23 protein-coding genes are annotated in these 19,961 nt (G+C 58.3%); 14 read left to right on the top strand and 9 right to left on the bottom strand.

Annotated features, from left to right (window positions below; all coding sequences use genetic code 11):
- The first annotated feature begins 42 nt into the window (after window positions 1-42).
- Both DXH95_RS14920 and infC read left to right on the top strand, forming a co-directional pair.
- Window positions 43-726, top strand: a complete 684-nt coding sequence (locus DXH95_RS14920; RefSeq protein ID WP_115550356.1) for a VOC family protein — start codon at window positions 43-45, stop codon at window positions 724-726.
- Between the two features lie 160 nt (window positions 727-886).
- Window positions 887-1,408, top strand: coding sequence for a translation initiation factor IF-3 (infC, locus tag DXH95_RS14915; protein ID WP_115550355.1), 522 nt, complete (start codon window positions 887-889; stop codon window positions 1,406-1,408).
- 15 nt (window positions 1,409-1,423) lie between these two features.
- Here infC and DXH95_RS14910 read toward each other — a convergent pair whose 3' ends face one another.
- From DXH95_RS14910 to coxB, 9 genes are read right to left on the bottom strand one after another with little or no spacing between them, the layout of a single operon-like run.
- On the bottom strand, window positions 1,424-2,179 hold the full coding sequence (locus DXH95_RS14910; protein ID WP_239016686.1) for a sulfite exporter TauE/SafE family protein: 756 nt from the start codon (window positions 2,177-2,179) through the stop codon (window positions 1,424-1,426).
- Entirely contained in the window at window positions 2,176-2,802 is a 627-nt protein-coding gene (locus DXH95_RS14905) for an SURF1 family protein (protein WP_115550353.1), read from the bottom strand. Before DXH95_RS14905 ends, DXH95_RS14910 begins: the two co-directional genes overlap by 4 nt.
- A complete protein-coding gene (locus DXH95_RS14900) occupies window positions 2,799-3,194 on the bottom strand; it encodes a DUF983 domain-containing protein (protein ID WP_115550352.1) in 396 nt (131 codons plus the stop codon). Before DXH95_RS14900 ends, DXH95_RS14905 begins: the two co-directional genes overlap by 4 nt.
- 22 nt (window positions 3,195-3,216) lie before the next feature.
- Window positions 3,217-4,104, bottom strand: a complete 888-nt coding sequence (locus tag DXH95_RS14895; protein WP_115550351.1) for a cytochrome c oxidase subunit 3 — start codon at window positions 4,102-4,104, stop codon at window positions 3,217-3,219.
- Window positions 4,105-4,144: 40 nt separating this feature from the next.
- Window positions 4,145-4,708, bottom strand: coding sequence for a cytochrome c oxidase assembly protein (locus DXH95_RS14890; RefSeq protein ID WP_115550350.1), 564 nt, complete (start codon window positions 4,706-4,708; stop codon window positions 4,145-4,147).
- Window positions 4,705-4,893, bottom strand: a complete 189-nt coding sequence (locus tag DXH95_RS14885) for a hypothetical protein (protein ID WP_115550349.1) — start codon at window positions 4,891-4,893, stop codon at window positions 4,705-4,707. The genes DXH95_RS14890 and DXH95_RS14885 overlap by 4 nt, the downstream gene beginning before the upstream one ends.
- Window positions 4,890-5,795: a heme o synthase gene (locus tag DXH95_RS14880; RefSeq protein WP_115550348.1), complete on the bottom strand. Its 906-nt coding sequence runs from the start codon at window positions 5,793-5,795 to the stop codon at window positions 4,890-4,892. The genes DXH95_RS14885 and DXH95_RS14880 overlap by 4 nt, the downstream gene beginning before the upstream one ends.
- Window positions 5,796-5,845: 50 nt before the next feature.
- Complete coding sequence (gene ctaD / locus DXH95_RS14875; RefSeq protein ID WP_115550347.1) at window positions 5,846-7,507, bottom strand: cytochrome c oxidase subunit I; 1,662 nt, start codon at window positions 7,505-7,507, stop codon at window positions 5,846-5,848.
- A 17-nt stretch (window positions 7,508-7,524) separates the two neighbouring features.
- On the bottom strand, window positions 7,525-8,619 hold the full coding sequence (gene coxB / locus DXH95_RS14870) for a cytochrome c oxidase subunit II (RefSeq protein ID WP_115550346.1): 1,095 nt from the start codon (window positions 8,617-8,619) through the stop codon (window positions 7,525-7,527).
- Window positions 8,620-8,832: 213 nt separating this feature from the next.
- Between coxB and pyrE the strand changes: the two genes are divergently transcribed.
- From pyrE to DXH95_RS14810, 12 genes are all read left to right on the top strand, one after another.
- Window positions 8,833-9,414: an orotate phosphoribosyltransferase gene (gene pyrE, locus DXH95_RS14865; RefSeq protein WP_115550345.1), complete on the top strand. Its 582-nt coding sequence runs from the start codon at window positions 8,833-8,835 to the stop codon at window positions 9,412-9,414.
- A 2-nt stretch (window positions 9,415-9,416) separates the two neighbouring features.
- Window positions 9,417-10,157, top strand: coding sequence for a pyridoxine 5'-phosphate synthase (locus DXH95_RS14860; protein WP_115550344.1), 741 nt, complete (start codon window positions 9,417-9,419; stop codon window positions 10,155-10,157).
- Complete coding sequence (locus DXH95_RS14855; protein ID WP_147291758.1) at window positions 10,154-10,408, top strand: hypothetical protein; 255 nt, start codon at window positions 10,154-10,156, stop codon at window positions 10,406-10,408. The genes DXH95_RS14860 and DXH95_RS14855 overlap by 4 nt, the downstream gene beginning before the upstream one ends.
- Entirely contained in the window at window positions 10,405-10,815 is a 411-nt protein-coding gene (gene acpS, locus DXH95_RS14850; RefSeq protein ID WP_115550342.1) for a holo-ACP synthase, read from the top strand. Before DXH95_RS14855 ends, acpS begins: the two co-directional genes overlap by 4 nt.
- Window positions 10,812-11,762: a signal peptidase I gene (gene lepB, locus DXH95_RS14845; RefSeq protein WP_115550341.1), complete on the top strand. Its 951-nt coding sequence runs from the start codon at window positions 10,812-10,814 to the stop codon at window positions 11,760-11,762. The genes acpS and lepB overlap by 4 nt, the downstream gene beginning before the upstream one ends.
- A gap of 16 nt (window positions 11,763-11,778) precedes the next feature.
- A complete protein-coding gene (locus DXH95_RS14840) occupies window positions 11,779-12,048 on the top strand; it encodes a hypothetical protein (protein WP_115550340.1) in 270 nt (89 codons plus the stop codon).
- Window positions 12,049-12,180: 132 nt separating this feature from the next.
- Window positions 12,181-14,286: a TonB-dependent receptor gene (locus tag DXH95_RS14835; protein WP_181883707.1), complete on the top strand. Its 2,106-nt coding sequence runs from the start codon at window positions 12,181-12,183 to the stop codon at window positions 14,284-14,286.
- A 36-nt stretch (window positions 14,287-14,322) separates the two neighbouring features.
- A complete protein-coding gene (locus tag DXH95_RS14830; protein ID WP_115550338.1) occupies window positions 14,323-16,152 on the top strand; it encodes an ABCB family ABC transporter ATP-binding protein/permease in 1,830 nt (609 codons plus the stop codon).
- 229 nt (window positions 16,153-16,381) lie between these two features.
- Window positions 16,382-18,157, top strand: a complete 1,776-nt coding sequence (gene recQ / locus DXH95_RS14825; RefSeq protein ID WP_115550337.1) for a DNA helicase RecQ — start codon at window positions 16,382-16,384, stop codon at window positions 18,155-18,157.
- Window positions 18,158-18,162: 5 nt separating this feature from the next.
- A complete protein-coding gene (locus DXH95_RS14820; protein WP_115550336.1) occupies window positions 18,163-18,591 on the top strand; it encodes a protein tyrosine phosphatase family protein in 429 nt (142 codons plus the stop codon).
- A 3-nt stretch (window positions 18,592-18,594) separates the two neighbouring features.
- Entirely contained in the window at window positions 18,595-19,005 is a 411-nt protein-coding gene (locus DXH95_RS14815) for a hypothetical protein (RefSeq protein WP_115550335.1), read from the top strand.
- A 9-nt stretch (window positions 19,006-19,014) separates the two neighbouring features.
- Window positions 19,015-19,920: a sterol desaturase family protein gene (locus tag DXH95_RS14810; RefSeq protein WP_115550546.1), complete on the top strand. Its 906-nt coding sequence runs from the start codon at window positions 19,015-19,017 to the stop codon at window positions 19,918-19,920.
- Window positions 19,921-19,961 lie beyond the last annotated feature (41 nt).

Raw genomic sequence — 19,961 nt, 5'->3', positions numbered from 1 at the left:
TTCCGTGGCAGATTGCCTGCAGGAAGAGGAAAGGCAAGTCTTATGGTCCAGCCAACAGGCATCCACCACATCGCAATCATGACCGGCGACATGAAGATGCAGATCGAGTTCTTCTCCGATGTGCTGGGCACGCCCTTGGTAGCGATATTCGACATGCATGGCGTACCGGGCGGAATCCACGCCTTTCTGAAGCTTGACGGCGGCTGTTATTTCTCTCTGGTCCAGCTGCCCGAAACCGCAGAGACCCCGATTACTCTCGGCCTGACCCACGCAGGCACTGGCGCCGGTAACAGCGCGCCCGGTACGATGCAGCATCTCGCATTTTATGTGAAGGATGAGGACCAGCTGGTTGCCATGCGCGACCGGATCCGGACCAAGGGCGTGAATGTGATCGGGCCGCTCAACCATGGCATGTGCAAATCAATCTATTTTGCCGGCCCGGAACAATTGACGCTTGAGGTGGCTTGTCCCGGAATGCCAGTGACGGCTGACCGCTGGATTGATCCTTCGGTGTTGGCCAAGATTGGCATCGGTGTGGAGGAAGCCAAAGCTTTTGCAAACCCCGATGGATATGATGGCGAGGGTGGAATTGTGAAGCAACCCGACTATAACCCGGCCAAGCCGCATATGGCTTATCCTGACGATCGCTATAAAATGATGCTCGCTGTGCCGGATGAAGCATTGGCATCAATGTCGGAACATGCGGAGCCGCCAGTAGCGGCTTGAAATCTGGCCAGAACTGCCCCCTCGTTGCATCGCTGCAACGCCTGTGCACAAAAGCAACAGGTGATGCGGCCAGCCCTTTATTTGTAACGCATTTGTCTGTAAGGGCGAGCCAACATCAATTTCAGGAGTAATTGCTATCGCTGCCCCAGTCTCACGGCGTATGAACACGCCTCCGGTCAAAAGTGGACCGCGCTATAATGAGTTCATCCAGAGCGAAAAAGTTCGCGTCATCGATGAAGAGGGCGAAAATCTGGGTGTGATGTACACCCGCGAAGCAATTGCACAGGCCGCCGAAGTCGGCCTTGACCTTGTCGAAGTCTCCCCCAATGCTGACCCGCCGGTTTGCAAATTCCTCGACGTCGGCAAATATAAATATGAGGCCCAGAAAAAGGCCAACCTTGCCCGAAAGAGCCAGAAGACGCAGGAGATCAAAGAGATCAAGATGCGTCCAAACATCGACGATCATGACTATATGACGAAGATGAAAAAGATCGTCGAATTTATCGGCGAAGGTGACAAGGTGAAGGTGACGCTGCGCTTCCGCGGTCGCGAGCTTTCGCACCAGCAACTTGGCATGGCGCTGCTGCAGCGCGTCGCCGAGGATATGACTGAAACCGCCAAGGTTGAGGCCTATCCGCGCATGGAAGGCCGCCAGATGCTTATGGTGCTCGCGCCGAAATAAGGCGCGGGGTTCGCCCTACCAGATGGCTTCGCGGATCAGTTCCGCACCCACAATGATCATCAGCAGGTTGATCGCGAGATGGAATCGCGCCGGCGAAATCCGGCGCACCAGAATCACGCCTGCAATCGTGCTGATGATTGCCAGTGGCATGAACAGAACCGTCAGCCACAATGTCTCTGCGGTGAATTGCCCGAGCGCAAGATAGGCGGGAACTTTCATATAGTTGATCGCAGCAAAGAAAATCGCCGAGGTGCCGATGAAAATCGTATGCGGCAGGTTTCGCGACAGTGCCCAGATCTGGAAAGGTGGCCCGCCCGCATGCGCGACATGACTGGTGAAACCGGCTACGGCACCCCAGAAAGTGCCGACCCATCCCGGCATGGCGATGGCCCAGCCCGCCGTGCCCAACCGGTTTTCCGCCAGACGGTAAAACCCGAAAGCGAGCGCGATCAGACCGACCAATCCCTTCACGCCCTCGGTCGAAACCGAGTTCGCAAACAACCAGCCGAGAAAAATGCCGACAGCCGCGCCGGGCAGCATCTGACATAGCAAAGCGCGGTCATATTCCTTGCGGAAGGACCATACGCTAACGACATCCTGCACCATCAATATCGGAAGCAGCATCGCGGCACCCTGCACCGGATCCATCACCAGGGCGATCAGAGGCATTGAGGCCGCGCCCAGTCCGGCAAAGCCACCCTTGGCCAATCCAACAAGCAGGATGGCCAGCCCGGCAACTAGCCAGAAAACCAAATCGGTCGGGACGCTCAACGGCCAGATTGACGGCGACGCAGCGCCAGAAGGTAAATCACCAGCGCCGCAGCCGCGAAGAAGAACCATTGCACTGCATAGGACAGATGGTTGTTGGTCACATCCTTTGGATCAGGTTGAGCCACCGGTCGCATGCCTTCTGGGGCGGAGTCAGCTATCAGCATCGGCAACGGAGTCGGGATTACACCGATCATCCGCTCCAGAAAGCTGTATCGATTGGGTTCGAGAACGATGGTTCCCTGAATAACCCCGCCCTTCCATGATGGCTTGAAATCCGGACGATCGGTAATTCCGAACGCAACCAGCGCGCCAGGACCTTCCGCACCTGTCTTGCACTCGGCGATGAACTGGATGCCCGGCTTTCCTTGGGTGTCGCGACCCGAACCGCTTTGCCAGCCAATGACTTCCAGGCAATTCACCGAAGATTTCCGGAACATTTCCGCGTCGCGTACCGGTGGCAGTTCGGGAAAGGCTATGGCAGGCTTGCCGATATTCGCCGAATAGATCGCTATCAGAGCTTCTTTCTCCGCCTTGCGTTGCAACTGCCAAACCCCAAGTGCGACCATCGCAGCGACAGCAAGCGCTACGATGACGGTCGGGATAAAGGGCAGTCGCATTTTCATTCGGTATCGTCGCTCTCTGCCAGACGTCCTTCGACCGCACGGTTGCGATGCTCGGCAACCAGTAAGGCCCCTTTGGCAAAGCGCAATGACGCAACGACAAGCAGAACCGTCAACGGCACCCATATCAGGGCATGAACCCAGAAGGGCGGATGTGCACCAAGTTCAAGGCTGATCGCCAAAACAATAATCAATGCGCCAATCGCCATGGTCAACAGGGCCGCCGGGCCATCGCCTACATTGAACGTCGAATATTCCAATCCACAATTGCCACAGCGTTCGGAAAACCGAGCGGGACCGGCAAAAAGCGTCTTGGCGCCGCATTTCGGGCAAAGACCAAAAAGGGCAGCCTGAACCAAGCCAGGCTGCCCTTTTGATATTTGAGTGTTCGTCATCGCCGATACCGGCCGATGGCTATCAATGGACCGGTGCGCCCCAGCCGCCCCAGACATAGACGACGACAAAAAGGAAGAGCCAGACAACATCGACGAAATGCCAGTACCAGGCAGCTGCTTCGAAACCGAAATGCTGCTTGGGCGTGAAATGGCCCTTATAGGCGCGGGCAAGGCAAACGATCAGGAAGATCGTACCGACAATCACGTGGAAACCGTGGAAGCCGGTCGCCATGAAGAAAGCCGAGCCATAGTTCAGCCCTGCAAAGGGGAAGGGCGCGATCGAATATTCATAGGCCTGCACGCAGGAGAAGATCACACCAAGGATGATGGTCAGCCACAGACCGTTGATCAGGCCCTTGCGATCGCCATGGATAAGCGCGTGGTGCGCCCAGGTGACAGTGGTGCCGGAGCAGAGCAGGATCAGCGTGTTGAGCAAAGGCAGGCTAAACGCGTCAAAGACCTGCATACCTTTCGGCGGCCATTGCTCAAGCGCTGCAGCGCCTTCCTGACCGATCAGGTTGGTAACAGTAAATGCGTGCGTCGCATGGTCAATTTCGACCTGCAGCGGTACAGGGAACAACGAATAATCGAACCAGGCCCAGAACCAGCCGACGAAGAACATCACTTCCGACGCAATGAACAGGATCATGCCATAACGCAGATGCAACTGCACAACCGGAGTGTGGTCGCCCGCATGCGCTTCGCGAATGACATCCGCCCACCAAGTCCAGAAGGTGTAAAGAACACCGATCAGGCCTGCACCAAAGACAAGGCTGCCATAGCCGCCCAGCACTTTCGGCTGGAACATCATCACCATGCCAAAGAACATGGTGAGTGCCGAGAACGACCCCAGCAACGGGGTGATGCTCGGCGGCAGAATGTGATAATCGTGGTTCTTGGCACCGGCCATGGTTTGCTTCCCTATTCCCTAACCTGTTTCAACTTTGCCCTTAGCTTCCCTGACCCGGTTGGTCCACCGGGTAGAAGGTATAGCTGAGCGTAATTTCTTCGATATCCTTGGTATCCGGATCGGTCATGATCTTCGGATCGACATAATAAAGCACCGGCATGCGAATCTGCTCGCCAGCTTTCAGCGTCTGCTCGGTAAAGCAGAAGCACTGAATCTTGTTGAAATATTTTCCGGCCTGTGCGGGCGTGACGTTGAACGTCGCTGTGCCTGTCACGGGTTGGTCGGACAAATTCTTTGCGATGAAGACCGACATGTCGCGCGCCCCAATGCTGACCGTATCGGTCGGGCGCTCCGGCTTGAACTCCCACGGCAGGCCGCGCTGGTTGGCGTCGAAGCGAACGACGACAGTCTTACTCACGGCTTGCACCGTCGCAGCTTGAGCCTCACTGACACGCATGGTCGTTCCGCCAAAGCCGGTTACCTGACAGAAAATGCGGTAGAGCGGAACGGCAGCAAAGCCCATCCCGACCATGCCGATGGCAATCGCGCCTGCCATCAGAGCGGTTTTGACATTCGACTTCTGGGTTGCAGCTAGTGCCGTCATCCCCAAACTCCTACCTTGACGACAGTGATGGCAAAGAACAGCACACAAAGGCCGAACAGAACCACAGCCATAGCCCGCGCGCGACCGGCTTGGCGGCTGCGGACAAGGCGGCTTTCTTCAACACTGAGGCTGCCGACCATTTGCGGACCCATGTCTTGGGCTGCGGGTTTCACATCGTCGGTCATACGAGCAACATCCTGTCGAAGGCCAACGCGGCGAAAAGTATGAACAGATAAAGCACCGAATAGCCAAACAGGCGTTTTTCCGCCTTCATCATCTGCGCTTCGGTCGTCTCATTGCGCCAGACAGCAAAGGCGAGGCCAAGAAAAACCGCGTTCAATGCGACAGTCGTGACGCCGTAAATCGCACCGGTCATACCCAGATACCAAGGCGCCACAGCGATGGCCGCCAACACGAAGCTGTAGCCGAAAATCTGGTTGCGGGTCACCCGCTGGCCAGAAACATTGGGCAGCATCGGAATGCCTGCGGCACCATAATCGGACTTCATAAACAGCGCGAGCGACCAGAAATGCGGCGGGGTCCAGAAAAAGATGATGGCGAACATCAACAGCGGAAGCAGTGTCAGGTCACCGGTCACCGCAGCCCAGCCGATAACCGGAGGAAAGGCACCAGCAGCCCCGCCGATAACGATATTCTGCGGCGTATTGGGTTTCAACCACATCGTATAGACGACGGCGTAGAAGAAGATCGAAAAGGCGAGAATGCCCGCCGACAGCCAATTGACCGCAACGCCCATGATACCCACCGAAAAGGCGGCAAGGCCGATACCGAAGTGCAGCGCTGATTCGCGCTCCATCCGGCCATCAGGCAAGGGACGCCCTGCGGTGCGCTTCATTTTGGCATCGAGTTCAGCTTCATACCATTGGTTCAGCGCACCCGACGCACCGGCACCGGTTGCGATGCACAAGATGGCGGTAAAGGCGAGTATCGGGTGAATCTCGCCGGGCGCTGCCAGCAATCCACAGAGCGCGGTAAAAACCACAAGCGACATCACCCGGGGCTTTGTAAGCGCCCAGAAATCCCGCCAGTCGGCAGGAAGAGTGATTTCGCGTGCAGCAATCGTCATTGTCTAAATCCAACCCCCCCCGCCTTTTTGGGGCGGGAGGGGATGCTATCTTATTTGATAACCGGGAGCGTTTCGAACTGGTGGAACGGCGGCGGGCTCGACAATGTCCATTCGAGCGTCGTCGCGCCTTCACCCCAGTAATTGCCTTCTGCCTTGCGGCCAGCCAGCAGCGACCAGATCACGTTGACGAAGAAGATCAATACGCCAACGCCCATGATCGCATAGCCGATCGACGCGACTTCGTTCCAGTGCGCATAGGCTTCTGCATAGTCGGGATAGCGACGAGGCATGCCCTGATTGCCCAGGAAGTGCATCGGGAAGAACAATACGTTCACGCCGATGAAGAACACCCAGAAGTGCAAATGGCCCAGGAACTCGTTCAGATGGCGACCGCTCATCTTGCCGAACCAGTAATAGAAACCGGCGAACAGCGAGAAGACCGCACCCAGTGAGAGCACATAGTGGAAGTGCGCGACAACATAATAGGTGTCGTGCAAATTATCGTCGAGGCCACCATTGGCGAGGACAACACCGGTCACGCCACCCACGGTGAACATGAAGATGAAGCCCAGCGCCCAGACCATCGGCACCTTGAAGCTCAGCGAGCCGCCCCACATAGTGGCAATCCAGCTGAAAATCTTGATGCCGGTTGGCACCGCGATAACCATCGTCGCCGCAGTGAAATACATCTTCATCTCGACGCTCATGCCGATCGTAAACATGTGGTGCGCCCAGACGACGAAACCGACGACGCCAATCGCGACCATGGCATAGGCCATGCCGAGATAGCCGAAGACCGGCTTGCGGCTGAAGGTTGCAACGATCTGGCTGACAATGCCGAAGCCCGGCAGGATCATGATGTACACTTCAGGGTGACCGAAGAACCAGAAAAGATGCTGGTAGAGGATCGGGTCACCACCGGCAGCGGCATCGAAGAAGGCGCCGCCAAAGTTGCGGTCAACCAGCAACATGGTGATAGCAGCGGCGAGCACGGGGAGTGCGAGCAGCAGCAGGAATGCGGTAACCAGCACCGACCATACGAACAGCGGCATTTTGTGGATGGTCATCCCCGGTGCGCGCATGTTGAAGATGGTGGTGATGAAGTTGACGGCACCAAGGATCGACGCGGCACCCGCCAGGTGAAGCGAGAAGATCGCCATGTCGACTGCCGGCCCAACCGAGCCCGAGGTTGAAAGCGGCGCATAGACCGTCCAGCCCGTCCCCGCACCCAGACCTGTGCCACCGGGCACGAAGGTGGAGCCAAGCAACATGATGAAGGCAACGACTGTCAGCCAGAAGCTGATATTGTTCATGCGCGGGAAGGCCATGTCTGGCGCGCCGATCATCAACGGTACGAACCAGTTGCCGAAACCGCCGATAATCGCAGGCATGACCATGAAGAACACCATGATCAGGCCGTGCGCGGTAATCAGCACGTTCCACATATGATAGGCTTCGTCGAGCGATGCCTCTTTACCGGCCATCATTGATGCCCAGCCGGTCAGATACTGGATGCCGGGAGCAGCCAGTTCCAGACGCATCATCCCCGAAATCGCGCCGCCGATTATACCGGCGAAGATTGCGAAGATCAGGTACAGCGTCCCGATATCCTTGTGGTTGGTCGACATGAACCAGCGAGCGAAAAAGCCCGGCTTGTGGTCATGGTCTGCATGATCATGATGATCGGCAGGATGTGCGGCAATGGTTGTCATCGTCTTTGCCTCTTGTCTTACTTGGCAGGAACTGCGGCTGCGGCGGCAGCGACAGGTGCGGCAGCAGCGGGGGCTGCAGCAGTGGCGGCGGCGGGCGCAGCGGGCGCTTCAGCCGGTTTTTCGCCGGGCATTGTGCCGCCCTTGGCCTTGATCCAGGCAGCGAATTTCTCGGGCGGCAGCGCCTCGACAGCAATCGGCATATAGCCGTGGCGCGCACCGCACAGTTCCGAACACTGTCCGAAATAGACGCCGGGCTTTTCGATCAGCAGCTGCTTTTCGTTGAGACGGCCGGGAACGGCATCGAGCTTGAACCAGAGCGAGGGCACCGCAAAGCTATGGATCACGTCTGCAGCCGTCGTCTGGATACGGATGGGAACGCCTGCCGGAACAACCATGCGCGCGTCGACTGCAAGGTGGCTAGGCCCGTCATTCTCGGTGCGATAGCGCTCGCCCGGGCCAACCTGGCTCTGCTCCTTCAGCATGTTCGAAACGACTTCGAAACCGCCATGATCTGGATAGGTGTAGCCCCAATACCATTGGTAACCGGTTATCTTCACCGTCACCGCCTCTTTCGGGGCAGGCTTGAACTGCTTGGCGACCAGCGTCAGCGACGGATAGGCAATGCCGAGCAGGATGAGCACCGGAACCAGCGTCCAGACGATCTCGATAAAAGTGTTGTGCGTTGTTTTGGAGGGGTTCGGGTTCGCCGAACGGCGGAAGCGCACGACCACGAACAAAAGCAAGCCCAGAACAAACAGCGAGATGATCGTGATGATCGGCAAAAGAATGCTGTTGTTCAGCCATTTCGCATATTCGCCATTGGCGCTGTACTGATCCTGAAAATCAACGCCGCGGTCGACAGGCATGCCGACGCCTGGCGTCGGTTTCATCGGGGTATAACCGGGCAGCGAGCCATCATCAGGGCCAGCCGTTGCAGCTTTTGCATCGGCTGCCGGTGCAGCAGTTGCGGCAGTCGTGGCGGCTACAGGTGCCGGAACAGCCTTGGCTTCGGGCGCCGCAACCTGCGGTGCCGGATTCGGCGCTTGCGCCGGCGCGATGGCGGGCATTGCCGCCAGGCCGAAGAGCAGAATCAATTTCTTCAGAACATTCATTACTTTAGCCCCGATGTTCGGGATCGAACGATCCCATTGTTTTTGCTTAACTCTTGTACGAAAACCGCTATTTGGCGCGGCTTATAGGCGCGCTTGGCACAAGCCTCAAGCGCTGCGCAACAGTTTTTATGGATTTATTTATACGGTTTTTAGACCTAATTGCCAGCCAAAGGCCAAACGCGTGGCCATAACATACAGGACATTCACCCGATCATGACCGAAGACGAGATTCTCGCCGAATTCCGCGCGGCCGAAGCGCTACTCGAAGGGCATTTCCTGCTCTCTTCGGGGCGCCACAGCGCCTATTATTTGCAATGCGCCCGGCTGCTGATGAACCCCGAGCGCGCAAGCCGCATCGCGGTCGCCATTGCCCAAAAGCTGCCGCGCGATATCCGCAGCCAGATAGAGGTCGTGGTCTCGCCTGCCATGGGTGGCCTTATAATAGGGCATGAAATGGGGCGTGCACTGGGCGTCGACGCACTGTTCGTCGAGCGGCCTGACGGTGTTTTCGGATTGCGGCGCGGCTTTGCGCTCAGCGAAGGCCAGAAGGTGCTGATGGTCGAAGATGTAGTCACCACCGGGCTTTCATCACGCGAAGCGATCAAAGCAATTGAAGCGGCGGGTGGCGAAGTGATCGCGGCGGCATCAATCATCGACCGGTCGGCGGGCGCCGTCGATCTTGGCGTACCCTTTTTCCCGCTGATCGAGCTCAATTTCCCGACCTATGCACCCGATGAGCTGCCGCCCGAACTGGCCGCAACCGAGGCGGTCAAGCCCGGAAGCCGGAAGGTCTGATCGTGGCGAGCCACCTGCGTCTCGGGGTCAATATCGATCATGTCGCGACTATCCGGAACGCGCGTGGCGGCGACCATCCCGATCCGGTGCGCGCGGCGGAGATTGTTGCGCGGGTCGGCGGCGACGGCATTACGGCGCATCTACGCGAAGATCGCCGCCATATCCGCGACAGCGACCTCGCGCGAATCCAGGCGGCGACCAGCCTGCCGCTCAATCTCGAAATGGCCGCGACCGAGGAGATGCTGGAGATCGCGCTGCGCCACAAACCGCATGCCGCCTGCATCGTCCCCGAACGGCGCGAGGAGCGTACCACCGAAGGCGGGTTGGATGCGGCCGGATTGCACAACCAACTTGCACCGATCGTATCGCGATTGGCCGATGCCGACATTCGCGTCAGCCTGTTCATCGAACCCGACCCGCGCCAGATCGAGGCGGCCATGCGGCTGCGCGCTCCCGTGGTCGAACTGCACACTGGGCGCTATGCGCATCTCTGGCTGGATGGCGACGCAGCGGGCATCGAAGCCGAACTGAAACGCATCGCCGATGCCACCGCACTTGCGGTAAAGAACGGCATCGAACCGCATGCTGGCCACGGGCTGACCTATGACAATGTCCAGCCCATCGCCGCCATCCCGCAATTGGCCGAGCTCAACATCGGCCACTATCTGATCGGCGAGGCGATTTTCGACGGGCTGGAAAACGCCGTGCGCAAAATGCGCGAATTGATGGACGCAGCGCGGTGATCACCGACGCTCAAGTTGTTCAAAGAATTTGGCGTTGGACTATGCTGTCGTTCAAATTCGGTTTGGCGGTAGGCGTTGCTGCTATCGGAATAAACATTTGGAGCAACGCTAGGCAAGGAAAGTCATTTGATTGGAATCTGATTGTATCAGGTCTTGGCTTGGCAGTGTTTGCGGCGTTTTTATATGTAGCGATGCGCCTGATTTTTAAGTTGGTTTATGCCAAAGCGCGACACGATGAGGGTAGGCAATGATCATCGGCCTCGGCTCTGACCTCTGTAATATAGAGCGTATTCAGAACTCGCTCGACCGTTTTGGCGAACGGTTTGAAAACCGCGTCTTTACAGACGTCGAACGCGCTAAAGCAGCAAAACGGCCCTTCACCCGCGCCGGAACCTACGCCAAGCGCTTTGCCGCGAAAGAGGCTTTCAGCAAGGCGGTCGGCACAGGGTTCAAGCGCGGGGTGTTCATGAAGGACATCGGCGTCGTCAATGCACCTTCCGGAGCACCAACGCTCGCGCTGACGGGCGGCGCGAAAGCACGGCTCGACGCGATGGTGCCAAATGGCTATGAGGCGCACATTCATCTGACGCTGACCGACGATCACCCCTGGGCGCAGGCCTTTGTGATCATCGAAGCGCTCCCGATTTCGAAAGCATGACCGTTTTGAATAGCGAACCCGTTACCACCGAGACCGAAACTGCAGCCGCACCTGTCGCCAAACAAGGCTGGCTTGCCACGCTCTGGGCCGAGATAAAGGGTCTGTTCTGGCTGTTGCTGGCGGTGCTGGCCTTTCACAGCTTCATCGCCAAGCCCTTCTACATTCCGTCGATCTCAATGATGCCGACGCTGCTGGTCGGGGACCGGTTGTTTGTTTCGAAATATGCATATGGCTGGAGCTTTGTCTCCCCCACCATTCCCAACCCGGTCGCGCTTTTCCACTGGCTGGTCTTGCGCGAAGAGGTCGACTCGCTGGCCTTCACCATGCCCGAGAGCAAGGGTCGCGTCTGGGGTGCAACGCCCGAGCGCGGCGATGTCGTGATTCTGACGCCCGAGGGCAAGAATCAGGATTACATCAAACGCGTCGTCGGCATGCCCGGCGACCTGTTCGAAATGCGCGGCGGGCAGGTTTACCTCAATGGCAAGCCGATCCGCCAGGAGGCGCAGCCAGTCAAGGACCTGCCGGTAGACGCCAACAACCCCTGCACCGAACTCGATTTCCCCGGCGCGCTGGTGCAGGAAGCCGATGGTTCGCTGCATTGCTATGTCACAATCGTTCGCGAAACACTGCCCAATGGCGTGAGCTACGACACAATCGACGCACGGCGTGGATCGACCGACGATGTTGCGCCGATCCGCATCCCCAAGGGCCATTATTATCTGCTCGGCGATAATCGCGACAATAGCGCCGACAGCCGTGTCGATGCGCCGATCGGCCTAGGCGGGCCGGTGGCTTGGGAACGGATCGGCGGACGGGCGGAAATCATCACCTTCTCGCTCGACGGATCCACCGGGATCAATCCGGCGAGCTGGTTTTCCTCCTTCCGCGGTGGACGGGCGGGCACGAGCTTGCGTCCTGATAAAGCCGAACCGGCAGCAGCAAAATGAGCATGGTTGGCGATAGATGTACCTGATCGTCGCCTTCTTTCTCGGCATCGCCAATTTCGCCATGCACAAGGCGGTGGTTGAATCGGGTCACCCCTTTGTCGAGGACACCAAGCTCTATTTCGGCAAGCATTTTGGCCGCAATGGCAGTTATTTTCTGGAGTTCGGAATATTGCTCGGCGCGATGCTGTTTGCCTATTCCGATTCAGGAATAATCGTCGGCCTCTATGCAGCCTATACCGCCTTCAACGGCATTGCAGCCTGGCTGCTGCTGTCGCGGCGCTTTTGAATGCCGATGTAGTTTGTCCCAAATTATCAGTCGCTAATCGAACGCGGCTGTATCGAATACAATTGTAATCCTAACCCGCCTCCACAGGGAGCACAACATAAGGGCCATGAGAGCCCGACAGGAGTGGGTTAGATGAAATTGTGCACCTGTCGCATTTTTGCGGCTTCCGGAAGTGTGCTTGCCATGGCAGTGGCACAACCGGCCTTAGCCAACACCAGCGCCGCAGCGCCGCAGTTCGAGGAAACCAGAACCGATCTGGAACCGCGCGCCGAAAACGGTCGGCAGATTTACGAGGCATCGCAATTCACCCGCTTCGCGCCGCAGACCGCGCTCGACATGGTCGGGCAAATTCCCGGATTCCAGATCAGCCAAGTCAGCACCGACCGCGGATTGGGCGAAGCCAGCCAGAATGTGCTGATCAATGGCCAACGGATCACCGGCAAGAGCAACGATGCGCAGACTGCATTGTCACGCATCGCGGCCTCCTCGGTCATTCAGCTCGAGATCGCCGATGGGGCAACACTTAACGTCTCAGGGCTGAATGGTCAGGTGCTCAACGTTATCACCAAGCCCGATGCGCTACAGGGCAATTTTGCCTGGCGTCCGCAATGGCGGCGGCGGGTCGAAGATTTCTGGATCAATGGCGAGGTCAATCTTTCAGGTAAGCTTGGCAAAGGCGATTTTACGCTGGGCCTTTCCAACAAAGACGGTTTCCGCGGCGGGGGCTGGGGCTATGAAGATGTGCGCGATGCCGATGGCGATCGGCTGTTTTTCCGCGACGTCCGCGTCCGATCGCAGGGGGACCGACCCCGATTGGCCGGCACCTATTCGCTGAAAAGCGATAACGGCAACATTCTCAATGCGAATGGCGCACTGGAGTTTTTCGAGTTTCGCGGCAACCGTACATTCCTGAAGCAAGAGACAGGTAAGGCGAATATCCTTGAAGCGGGTAAGGACCGTGAAGACGAATGGAATATGGAGCTGGGCGCTGACTATGAGTTCGGTCTTGGCGGCGGCCGTCTAAAGGTCATCGGCTTCCACCGTTTTGAACATAGCCCCTTTGTAAACCAATTCCGTATCACCCCAACCGACGGCTCCGCCGAAAGCGGACAGATATTCGCGCAGGTGATCGATGAGGGTGAGAGTGTATTGCGCGCCGAATATCGATGGAAGGCGGGCAAGACCGACTGGCAGGTCTCAGCCGAAGGTGCGTTCAACTATCTCGACGCCGAATCCGAATTTTTCCGGCTCGACAATGCAGGGGTTTTCCAGCCGGTGCCACTACCCAATGCAACCGCACGGGTGGAAGAGAAGCGCGGGCAGATTATATTGTCCTATGGTCGCCCCATTGCCAAGGATCTGACGCTGCAAGCGACGCTGGGCGGCGAATATAGTGAACTGGGCGTGACCGGCCCCAACGGCAATGCACGCCAATATGTGCGTCCGAAAGGCTCGATAGCGCTCGGTTGGAAGCCATCGCCGGTGCTCGACATCAGCGCCAAATTCCAGCGCAAAGTGTTGCAGCTCAACTTTGGCGATTTCCTTGCTTCGGTCGATGTGCGTAACAACAACAACAATGCCGGTAATTTCGACCTGGTCCCACCGCAAAGCTGGCTTCTGAATTTCGAGGCGAACCGCTCGCTCGGCAAGGCGGGGTCGTTGAAGCTGAAGGTCGATCTTGAATCGATCAGCGATCTGGTCGACCGCATCCCGATCACCGCGACCACCGAAGCGCCGGGCAATATCGATGGCACGGCAAGACGGCTGCGTACTGAAATCAATGCCAGCCTCCTGCTCGATACCATCGGCATAAAGGGCGCCAAGCTCGATCTGATCGGTGCCTGGCAGACGGCATCGCTTCGCGATCCGCTGACCGGCGAAAAACGCCCACTCAGTAACCGCGGCCGCACCTACTGGAACCTCGACTTCCGCCACGACATTCCCAATTCGCAATGGGCCTATGGCGGCTTTGCCGAGGATAGCAGCGATTATGGCTTCTACCGGCTCGACTATTTTGGGCGCGATTATCGCACCGGTCCAATGGTCGGGGCCTTTATCGAGCACAAGAATGTGCTCGGCCTCAAAGTGCGTGGCCAGATCATCAACCTCGCCGGGCAGACCGAGGGATATGACGAAATATTCTACGTCGACCGCCGCGATGGCCCTGTCGATTTCACCCATACCGGGCGCAACAAATATGGCCTGATTTACCGGGCAACCGTCAGCGGGACTTTCTAAACCCCGATACTTCCCTATATCGGCCTGATGCAGGGAATGGCGGCACAGCCGGAAAACGGGAAAGAAAAGGAAGTGGCCAAAGCGGAGGCGAGTTTCGCCACGCTCAAACGCTTTCTGCCCTATTTGTGGCCGAAGGATATGCCCGCGCTGCGCATTCGTATCGTCATCGCGATGCTGCTGGTGCTGGTTTCCAAGGGCGTGCAGCTGTCGATGGGCTTTGTCTATGGCGCGGCCATTGACCGGATGCAGCCGGGGCTGGAGGCGGGCGTCTGGATGGCGATCGGACTGGTCGTTGCCTATACCGGCGCCCGCTTTGGCGGGGTATTGTTCGATAATCTGAGGAACACCGTGTTCGAACGCGTCGGGCAGGATGCGACGCGGCGCTTGGCGGAAAACACCTTCGCGCACCTCCACCGGCTGTCGATGCGGTTCCACATGAACCGTCGCACCGGCGCCGTTACCAAGGTGATCGAACGCGGCACCAAGAGCATCGACGTGATGCTCTATTTCATGCTGTTCAACATCGCGCCGACAGCCATCGAACTCATCGCGGTGCTGGTGATTTTCTGGTTCAAGTTCGGGTTGGGGCTGGTGGTAGCAACCATCGTCATGGTCGTGACCTATATCCTCTTCACCCAGCGCGTCACCGACTGGCGTAACAAACTGCGTGAGGAGATGAACGAGCTCGATACCGCGACAGTCGCGCGTTCGGTCGACAGCCTTCTCAACTATGAAACGGTCAAATATTTCAATGCCGAGGACCGTGAGACCGACTATTATGCCAAGGTCGCGCGCCGCTATGCCGATGCCGCGGTAAAATCGGAAAACTCGCTTGCCTGGCTCAATATCGGCCAGTCGTTCATCACCAATTTGATGATGGCAGGCGCGATGGGTTTCAGTGTCTGGGGCTGGGCGCAAGGGCGTTTCAGCACCGGTGATGTCGTGCTGGTCAACACGCTGTTGATGCAGCTCTTCCGCCCGCTCGACATGCTCGGCATGGTTTATCGCACCATTCGCCAAGGCTTGATCGACATGGCAGCGATGTTCGATCTGGTCGATACCCCGCCCGAAATTGTCGACAAGCCCGGAGCAAAGGCGCTCCGCGTATCGGGCGGCGAACTCGCCTTTGAAGATGTAACCTTTGGCTATGATCCGGATCGGCAGATTTTGAACGGCCTGTCCTTGCGCATTCCACCGGGCAAGACGCTCGCTGTGGTCGGGCCATCGGGTGCGGGCAAGTCGACGATTGCGCGGCTGCTTTATCGCTTTTATGATGTCACCGGCGGGCGGATCACCATCGACGGGCAGGATTTGCGTGACGTGACCCAGACGAGCCTGCGCGCGCATATCGGCATCGTCCCGCAGGATACGGTTCTGTTCAACGACAGTATCGGTTACAATATCGGCTATGGCCGTGAGGGTTCGAGCCAGGCGGAAATCGAGGATGCGGCACGCGGCGCACAAATCCACAATTTCATCGCCGCCCAGCCTAAGCAATATGCAACGCAGGTCGGCGAGCGGGGACTGAAGCTGTCGGGTGGCGAGAAGCAGCGGGTCGCGATTGCGCGGACGTTGCTCAAAAACCCGCCGATCCTGATCCTCGACGAAGCCACCAGCGCACTTGACAGCCGCACCGAGGCCGAAATCCTCGACACACTCGACGAAGTGTCAAAACAGCGCACCACCATCGTCATCGCGCACCGTCTGTCGACCGTGGTCGGTGCCGACCAGATTGTCGTCCTCGATGCGGGCCGTATCGCCGAACAGGGAACGCATGCCGAATTGCTGGCTAAGGATGGTCTGTACGCCGAAATGTGGGCGCGTCAGCAGGCAGAAAAAGATGAAGAGGCTGTTGCGGCGGAGTGAAGGCGCAAAATAGAACCGTAGCCCTGAGCCTGTCGAAGGGCGGGTCGCAGTACTGACACACGTGCTTCGGCAGGCTCAGCACTCACGGTAAACTTAAAGCACAGCCTTTCTTTACTTCAATATTTGTTCTTTATATGTTCCGCCGCGACTCGACTATCCACAGCGAAAGTCGCCAATGCCCGAAGAGCGCTCTATTCTTGAGGAACTATCCGGCCTAGCGGGCAGGAAGATGCTCGCGCCCGATACAATTGACCCAGCCGATGTGCTGCACCGCGTTTTCGGTTTTGCCGAGTTTCGCGGGGTGCAGGAACAGGTGGTGCGCCGCACACTCGACAGGCAAAGCACGCTCGCGGTGATGCCGACAGGGGCGGGAAAATCGCTCTGCTACCAGTTGTCGGCTTTGCTGCTCGACGGCACCTGCATCGTCATCTCACCGCTGATCGCCTTGATGCACGACCAGCTGCGCGCCGCCAATGCCGTGGGAATCCGTGCGGCAACGCTGACCTCTGCAGATAACAACCGCGCCGAGACTATCGAGCGGCTGCAGTCTGGTGCGCTAGACCTGCTCTATGTAGCCCCCGAACGCGCCTCGACTGCGGATTTCCAGCGGCTTCTCGCCGAAACCAAAGTTGCGCTGTTCGCGATCGACGAGGCGCATTGCGTGTCCGAATGGGGGCATGATTTCCGCCCGGATTACCGACTGCTCCGTCCGCTGATGGACGAATTCCCGAATGTGCCAAGACTGGCACTGACCGCGACGGCCGACGCGCATACGCGTGAGGATATCGCACAGCAGCTGGGCATCCCCGCGAGCGGCACGATCGTTTCCGGCTTTGACCGGCCCAATATCCGCTATGCCGTTACCAACACCGCCAGCAAGGGCTCGGCGATTGCCTCCGCCATTCGCGGTTGGCCCGGAGCAGGCATCGTCTATGCCACCACCCGCGATCGCGCCGAGAAATTGGCGGCACTGATTGCGCGCACCGGGCGGCGTACGCGTTATTATCATGCAGGCATGGAACCCTCCGCACGCGCTTCGGCACAAGCAGAATTCGTCGCGAGCGAAGACATGGTGATGGTAGCGACCGTTGCCTTTGGCATGGGGATCGACAAGCCCGATGTCCGCTTCGTCGCCCATGCGGGCATCCCCAAATCGATCGAGGCCTATTATCAGGAAAGCGGGCGTGCGGGGCGCGATGGCGATCCGGCGGTTGCGCATCTCTTCTGGTCACCCGGCGATTTCAGCCTTGCCCGCGAACGGTTGAAGGAACAGCCTGAGGCAAGGCAACTGGCCGAGAAAGCAAGGATCGATGCGCTATCATCGCTTGTCGAAACGCCCGGTTGCCGCCGCGCGGTATTGCTGCGCCATTTCGGCGAGGATCCACCCGCGCAATGCGGCAATTGCGACAACTGCCTTGATGCCCCGGGTGTGGTCGACGCGACCGAGGTTGCGCAAAAGCTGCTTTCCGCCGTCTATCGCACCGGCCAGAGTTTCGGAGTTGGGCATCTTGAAAAGGTACTGACCGGACGCACCGATGAGCGCATCGAGGCGCGCGGGCATGACCAGCTCAGCGTCTTCGGTATCGTTTCGGGTGACGATGCACGGCTGATCAAGCCGGTAGCGCGGGCGTTGCAGGCGCAAGGGCATCTGAGCGCCAACGAACATGGCGGGCTGATGCTGGCTGGGGCATCGCGTGCGATCCTGAAGGGCGAGATGAAACTCGAAATCGTCGTCCCGCCCAAGACGCGCAAGGAAAAGCGCAGTGAAGCCAACCCGGTCAACGACCCACTGTTCGAAGCGCTGCGCAGCAAAAGACGTGAACTGGCCGAGACGGCTGGCGTGCCGCCCTATGTCATCTTCCACGATGCGACCTTGCGTGAGCTTTCCGAGCGTCGCCCGCGCAATACATCCGATTTCGCGCTGATCAGCGGCGTCGGCGCGCGCAAGCTCGAAGCCTATGGCGCAGCCTTTCTGTCTGTAATAAGGGAGGCAGCGGAAGGATAAGCCCCATGTTTCGCAAGCTCACCGACAACATCTATGCAGCGCCACAAATCAGCCTTGAGGACGTAACGGAAGCGGCGAAGATTGGCGTCAAGCTGATCATCAACAACCGCCCCGAAGGCGAAAGCGACGATCAGATTCCCGGTGCCGACATCGAAACTGCAGCGCGCGCGGCAGGGATCGACTATGTCGCCATCCCCGTTACCCATGCAGGATTCAGCGAGCCACAAGTGGTCGCGATGGCCAAGGCTCTCGATGGGGCCGCAGGGCCCGTGCTCGCTTATTGCCGCTCGGGCACGCGCTCGACCTTGCTCTGGGCCTTGTCCGAAGCGAGCCAAGGTGGCGACCCCGATTCCTTGACCAATATGGCGGCCAAGGCCGGCTATGATGTCAGCCCGGTCCGTCCGCTGATGGACATGCTGAAAGCAAGGGCCTGAGTCTTGGAAGGTACGTTGATCGAACTGGCCAAGCTGGGCGGATCGATTGCTGCGATCCTTTTCCTGTTCTGGCTTGCACGCCGTTTGGACCTTGGCGGCGATCTTCGCATCCGTGACGAAGCCCATGCGCGCGCGCTTGCCGACGAAGCAATATGCGGATTTGAACCGGTCGATATCATCATCGACAAGGCCGGCATGGGCGCGTTGATGAAAGATGCATCCGGCCGCCACATGCTGATCCGCCGCCATGGCGCCGCCTTTGTCGCCCGCTTGTTGGATCGGCACAGCGAATCACGGCTCGACCACAATTTCCTGACCATCGGGACGGGCGAAAAGACCTTTGGCAAAGTCACGCTGAACCTTGGCAAGGATGCACAATATTGGGCTGCTGGCCTGCGCCACATGGTGACATAGGACGAAATGATGCCAGAGTTATTCAATCCCGTCGATTATGCCGTCCCTGTCTTCATCCTGTTGATCATCTTCGAGATGTTGTGGGCACGTAAAAGGGCGCCGGAAAAATATGAGCCCAAGGATACTCTGACCTCGCTCGCCTTCGGTACAGGCAGCACAGTGGCTGGCGCGCTGACCGGCGGGCTGGTGTTCGCGATGATGCTTTGGCTGTACGAACATCGGCTGTTCGATATCGGCTGGGCCTGGTGGGCATGGATCGCCTGCTTCGTTCTCGATGACCTGGCCTATTACGTCTTCCACCGCAGCGCGCATCGCATCCGCTGGCTGTGGGCGAGCCATGTGAACCATCATTCGAGCCAGCATTACAATCTGTCGACAGCCTTGCGGCAGACCTGGACTGGCTTCATCGCGTTCAATTTCGTCTTCCGCATGCCATTGGCGCTGGTCGGCTTCCACCCCGCGATGATCGCCTTTTGCGGTGGCATCAACCTGATCTATCAATTCTGGATCCACACCGAGGCGGTGGGCCGCATGCCGCGCTGGTTCGAAGCAGTGATGAACACGCCGTCGCACCACCGCGTCCACCACGCCACCAACCCCCGCTATCTCGATGCCAATTATGCCGGGGTCTTCATCATCTGGGACAAGATGTTCGGCAGTTTCACCCCCGAAACCGATGAAGAGAAAATCCGATACGGTATCGTCAAGCAGCTCGGCACCTTCAACCTGCTCTATAGCGTGTTTCATGAATGGATCGGCATCGCCAAGGACGTCTGGTCTGCGCCCTGGCGGCACAAGCTCGGCTATATCTGGCGCCCGCCGGGTTGGAGCCATGACGGCAGCCGCGACACCAGCGACAGCATCAAGGCCCGCTGGCAGGCACGGCAGGAAAATCAGGTGACACCTGCCGAATAGCGATTGCCAAAATTAATCGTCCGGTTAAGTCCTACTTTCAA

This window comes from Sphingorhabdus pulchriflava (assembly GCF_003367235.1).
In the GTDB taxonomy this organism is placed as follows: Bacteria; Pseudomonadota; Alphaproteobacteria; order Sphingomonadales; family Sphingomonadaceae; genus Sphingorhabdus_B; species Sphingorhabdus_B pulchriflava.
This window is presented reverse-complemented; position numbering and strand designations above follow the sequence as displayed.

What these genes read in the sequence shown, in the direction of transcription:
- DXH95_RS14920 (WP_115550356.1), top strand. Translation starts at nt 43, where the DNA reads ATGGTCCAGCCAACAGGCATCCACCACATCGCAATCATGACCGGCGAC.
- infC (WP_115550355.1), top strand. Translation starts at nt 887, where the DNA reads ATGAACACGCCTCCGGTCAAAAGTGGACCGCGCTATAATGAGTTCATC.
- DXH95_RS14905 (WP_115550353.1), bottom strand. Translation starts at nt 2,802, where the DNA reads ATGAAAATGCGACTGCCCTTTATCCCGACCGTCATCGTAGCGCTTGCT.
- DXH95_RS14900 (WP_115550352.1), bottom strand. Translation starts at nt 3,194, where the DNA reads ATGACGAACACTCAAATATCAAAAGGGCAGCCTGGCTTGGTTCAGGCT.
- DXH95_RS14895 (WP_115550351.1), bottom strand. Translation starts at nt 4,104, where the DNA reads ATGGCCGGTGCCAAGAACCACGATTATCACATTCTGCCGCCGAGCATC.
- DXH95_RS14890 (WP_115550350.1), bottom strand. Translation starts at nt 4,708, where the DNA reads ATGACGGCACTAGCTGCAACCCAGAAGTCGAATGTCAAAACCGCTCTG.
- DXH95_RS14885 (WP_115550349.1), bottom strand. Translation starts at nt 4,893, where the DNA reads ATGACCGACGATGTGAAACCCGCAGCCCAAGACATGGGTCCGCAAATG.
- DXH95_RS14880 (WP_115550348.1), bottom strand. Translation starts at nt 5,795, where the DNA reads ATGACGATTGCTGCACGCGAAATCACTCTTCCTGCCGACTGGCGGGAT.
- ctaD (WP_115550347.1), bottom strand. Translation starts at nt 7,507, where the DNA reads ATGACAACCATTGCCGCACATCCTGCCGATCATCATGATCATGCAGAC.
- coxB (WP_115550346.1), bottom strand. Translation starts at nt 8,619, where the DNA reads ATGAATGTTCTGAAGAAATTGATTCTGCTCTTCGGCCTGGCGGCAATG.
- pyrE (WP_115550345.1), top strand. Translation starts at nt 8,833, where the DNA reads ATGACCGAAGACGAGATTCTCGCCGAATTCCGCGCGGCCGAAGCGCTA.
- acpS (WP_115550342.1), top strand. Translation starts at nt 10,405, where the DNA reads ATGATCATCGGCCTCGGCTCTGACCTCTGTAATATAGAGCGTATTCAG.
- lepB (WP_115550341.1), top strand. Translation starts at nt 10,812, where the DNA reads ATGACCGTTTTGAATAGCGAACCCGTTACCACCGAGACCGAAACTGCA.
- DXH95_RS14840 (WP_115550340.1), top strand. Translation starts at nt 11,779, where the DNA reads ATGTACCTGATCGTCGCCTTCTTTCTCGGCATCGCCAATTTCGCCATG.
- DXH95_RS14835 (WP_181883707.1), top strand. Translation starts at nt 12,181, where the DNA reads ATGAAATTGTGCACCTGTCGCATTTTTGCGGCTTCCGGAAGTGTGCTT.
- DXH95_RS14830 (WP_115550338.1), top strand. Translation starts at nt 14,323, where the DNA reads ATGGCGGCACAGCCGGAAAACGGGAAAGAAAAGGAAGTGGCCAAAGCG.
- recQ (WP_115550337.1), top strand. Translation starts at nt 16,382, where the DNA reads ATGCTCGCGCCCGATACAATTGACCCAGCCGATGTGCTGCACCGCGTT.
- DXH95_RS14820 (WP_115550336.1), top strand. Translation starts at nt 18,163, where the DNA reads ATGTTTCGCAAGCTCACCGACAACATCTATGCAGCGCCACAAATCAGC.
- DXH95_RS14810 (WP_115550546.1), top strand. Translation starts at nt 19,015, where the DNA reads ATGCCAGAGTTATTCAATCCCGTCGATTATGCCGTCCCTGTCTTCATC.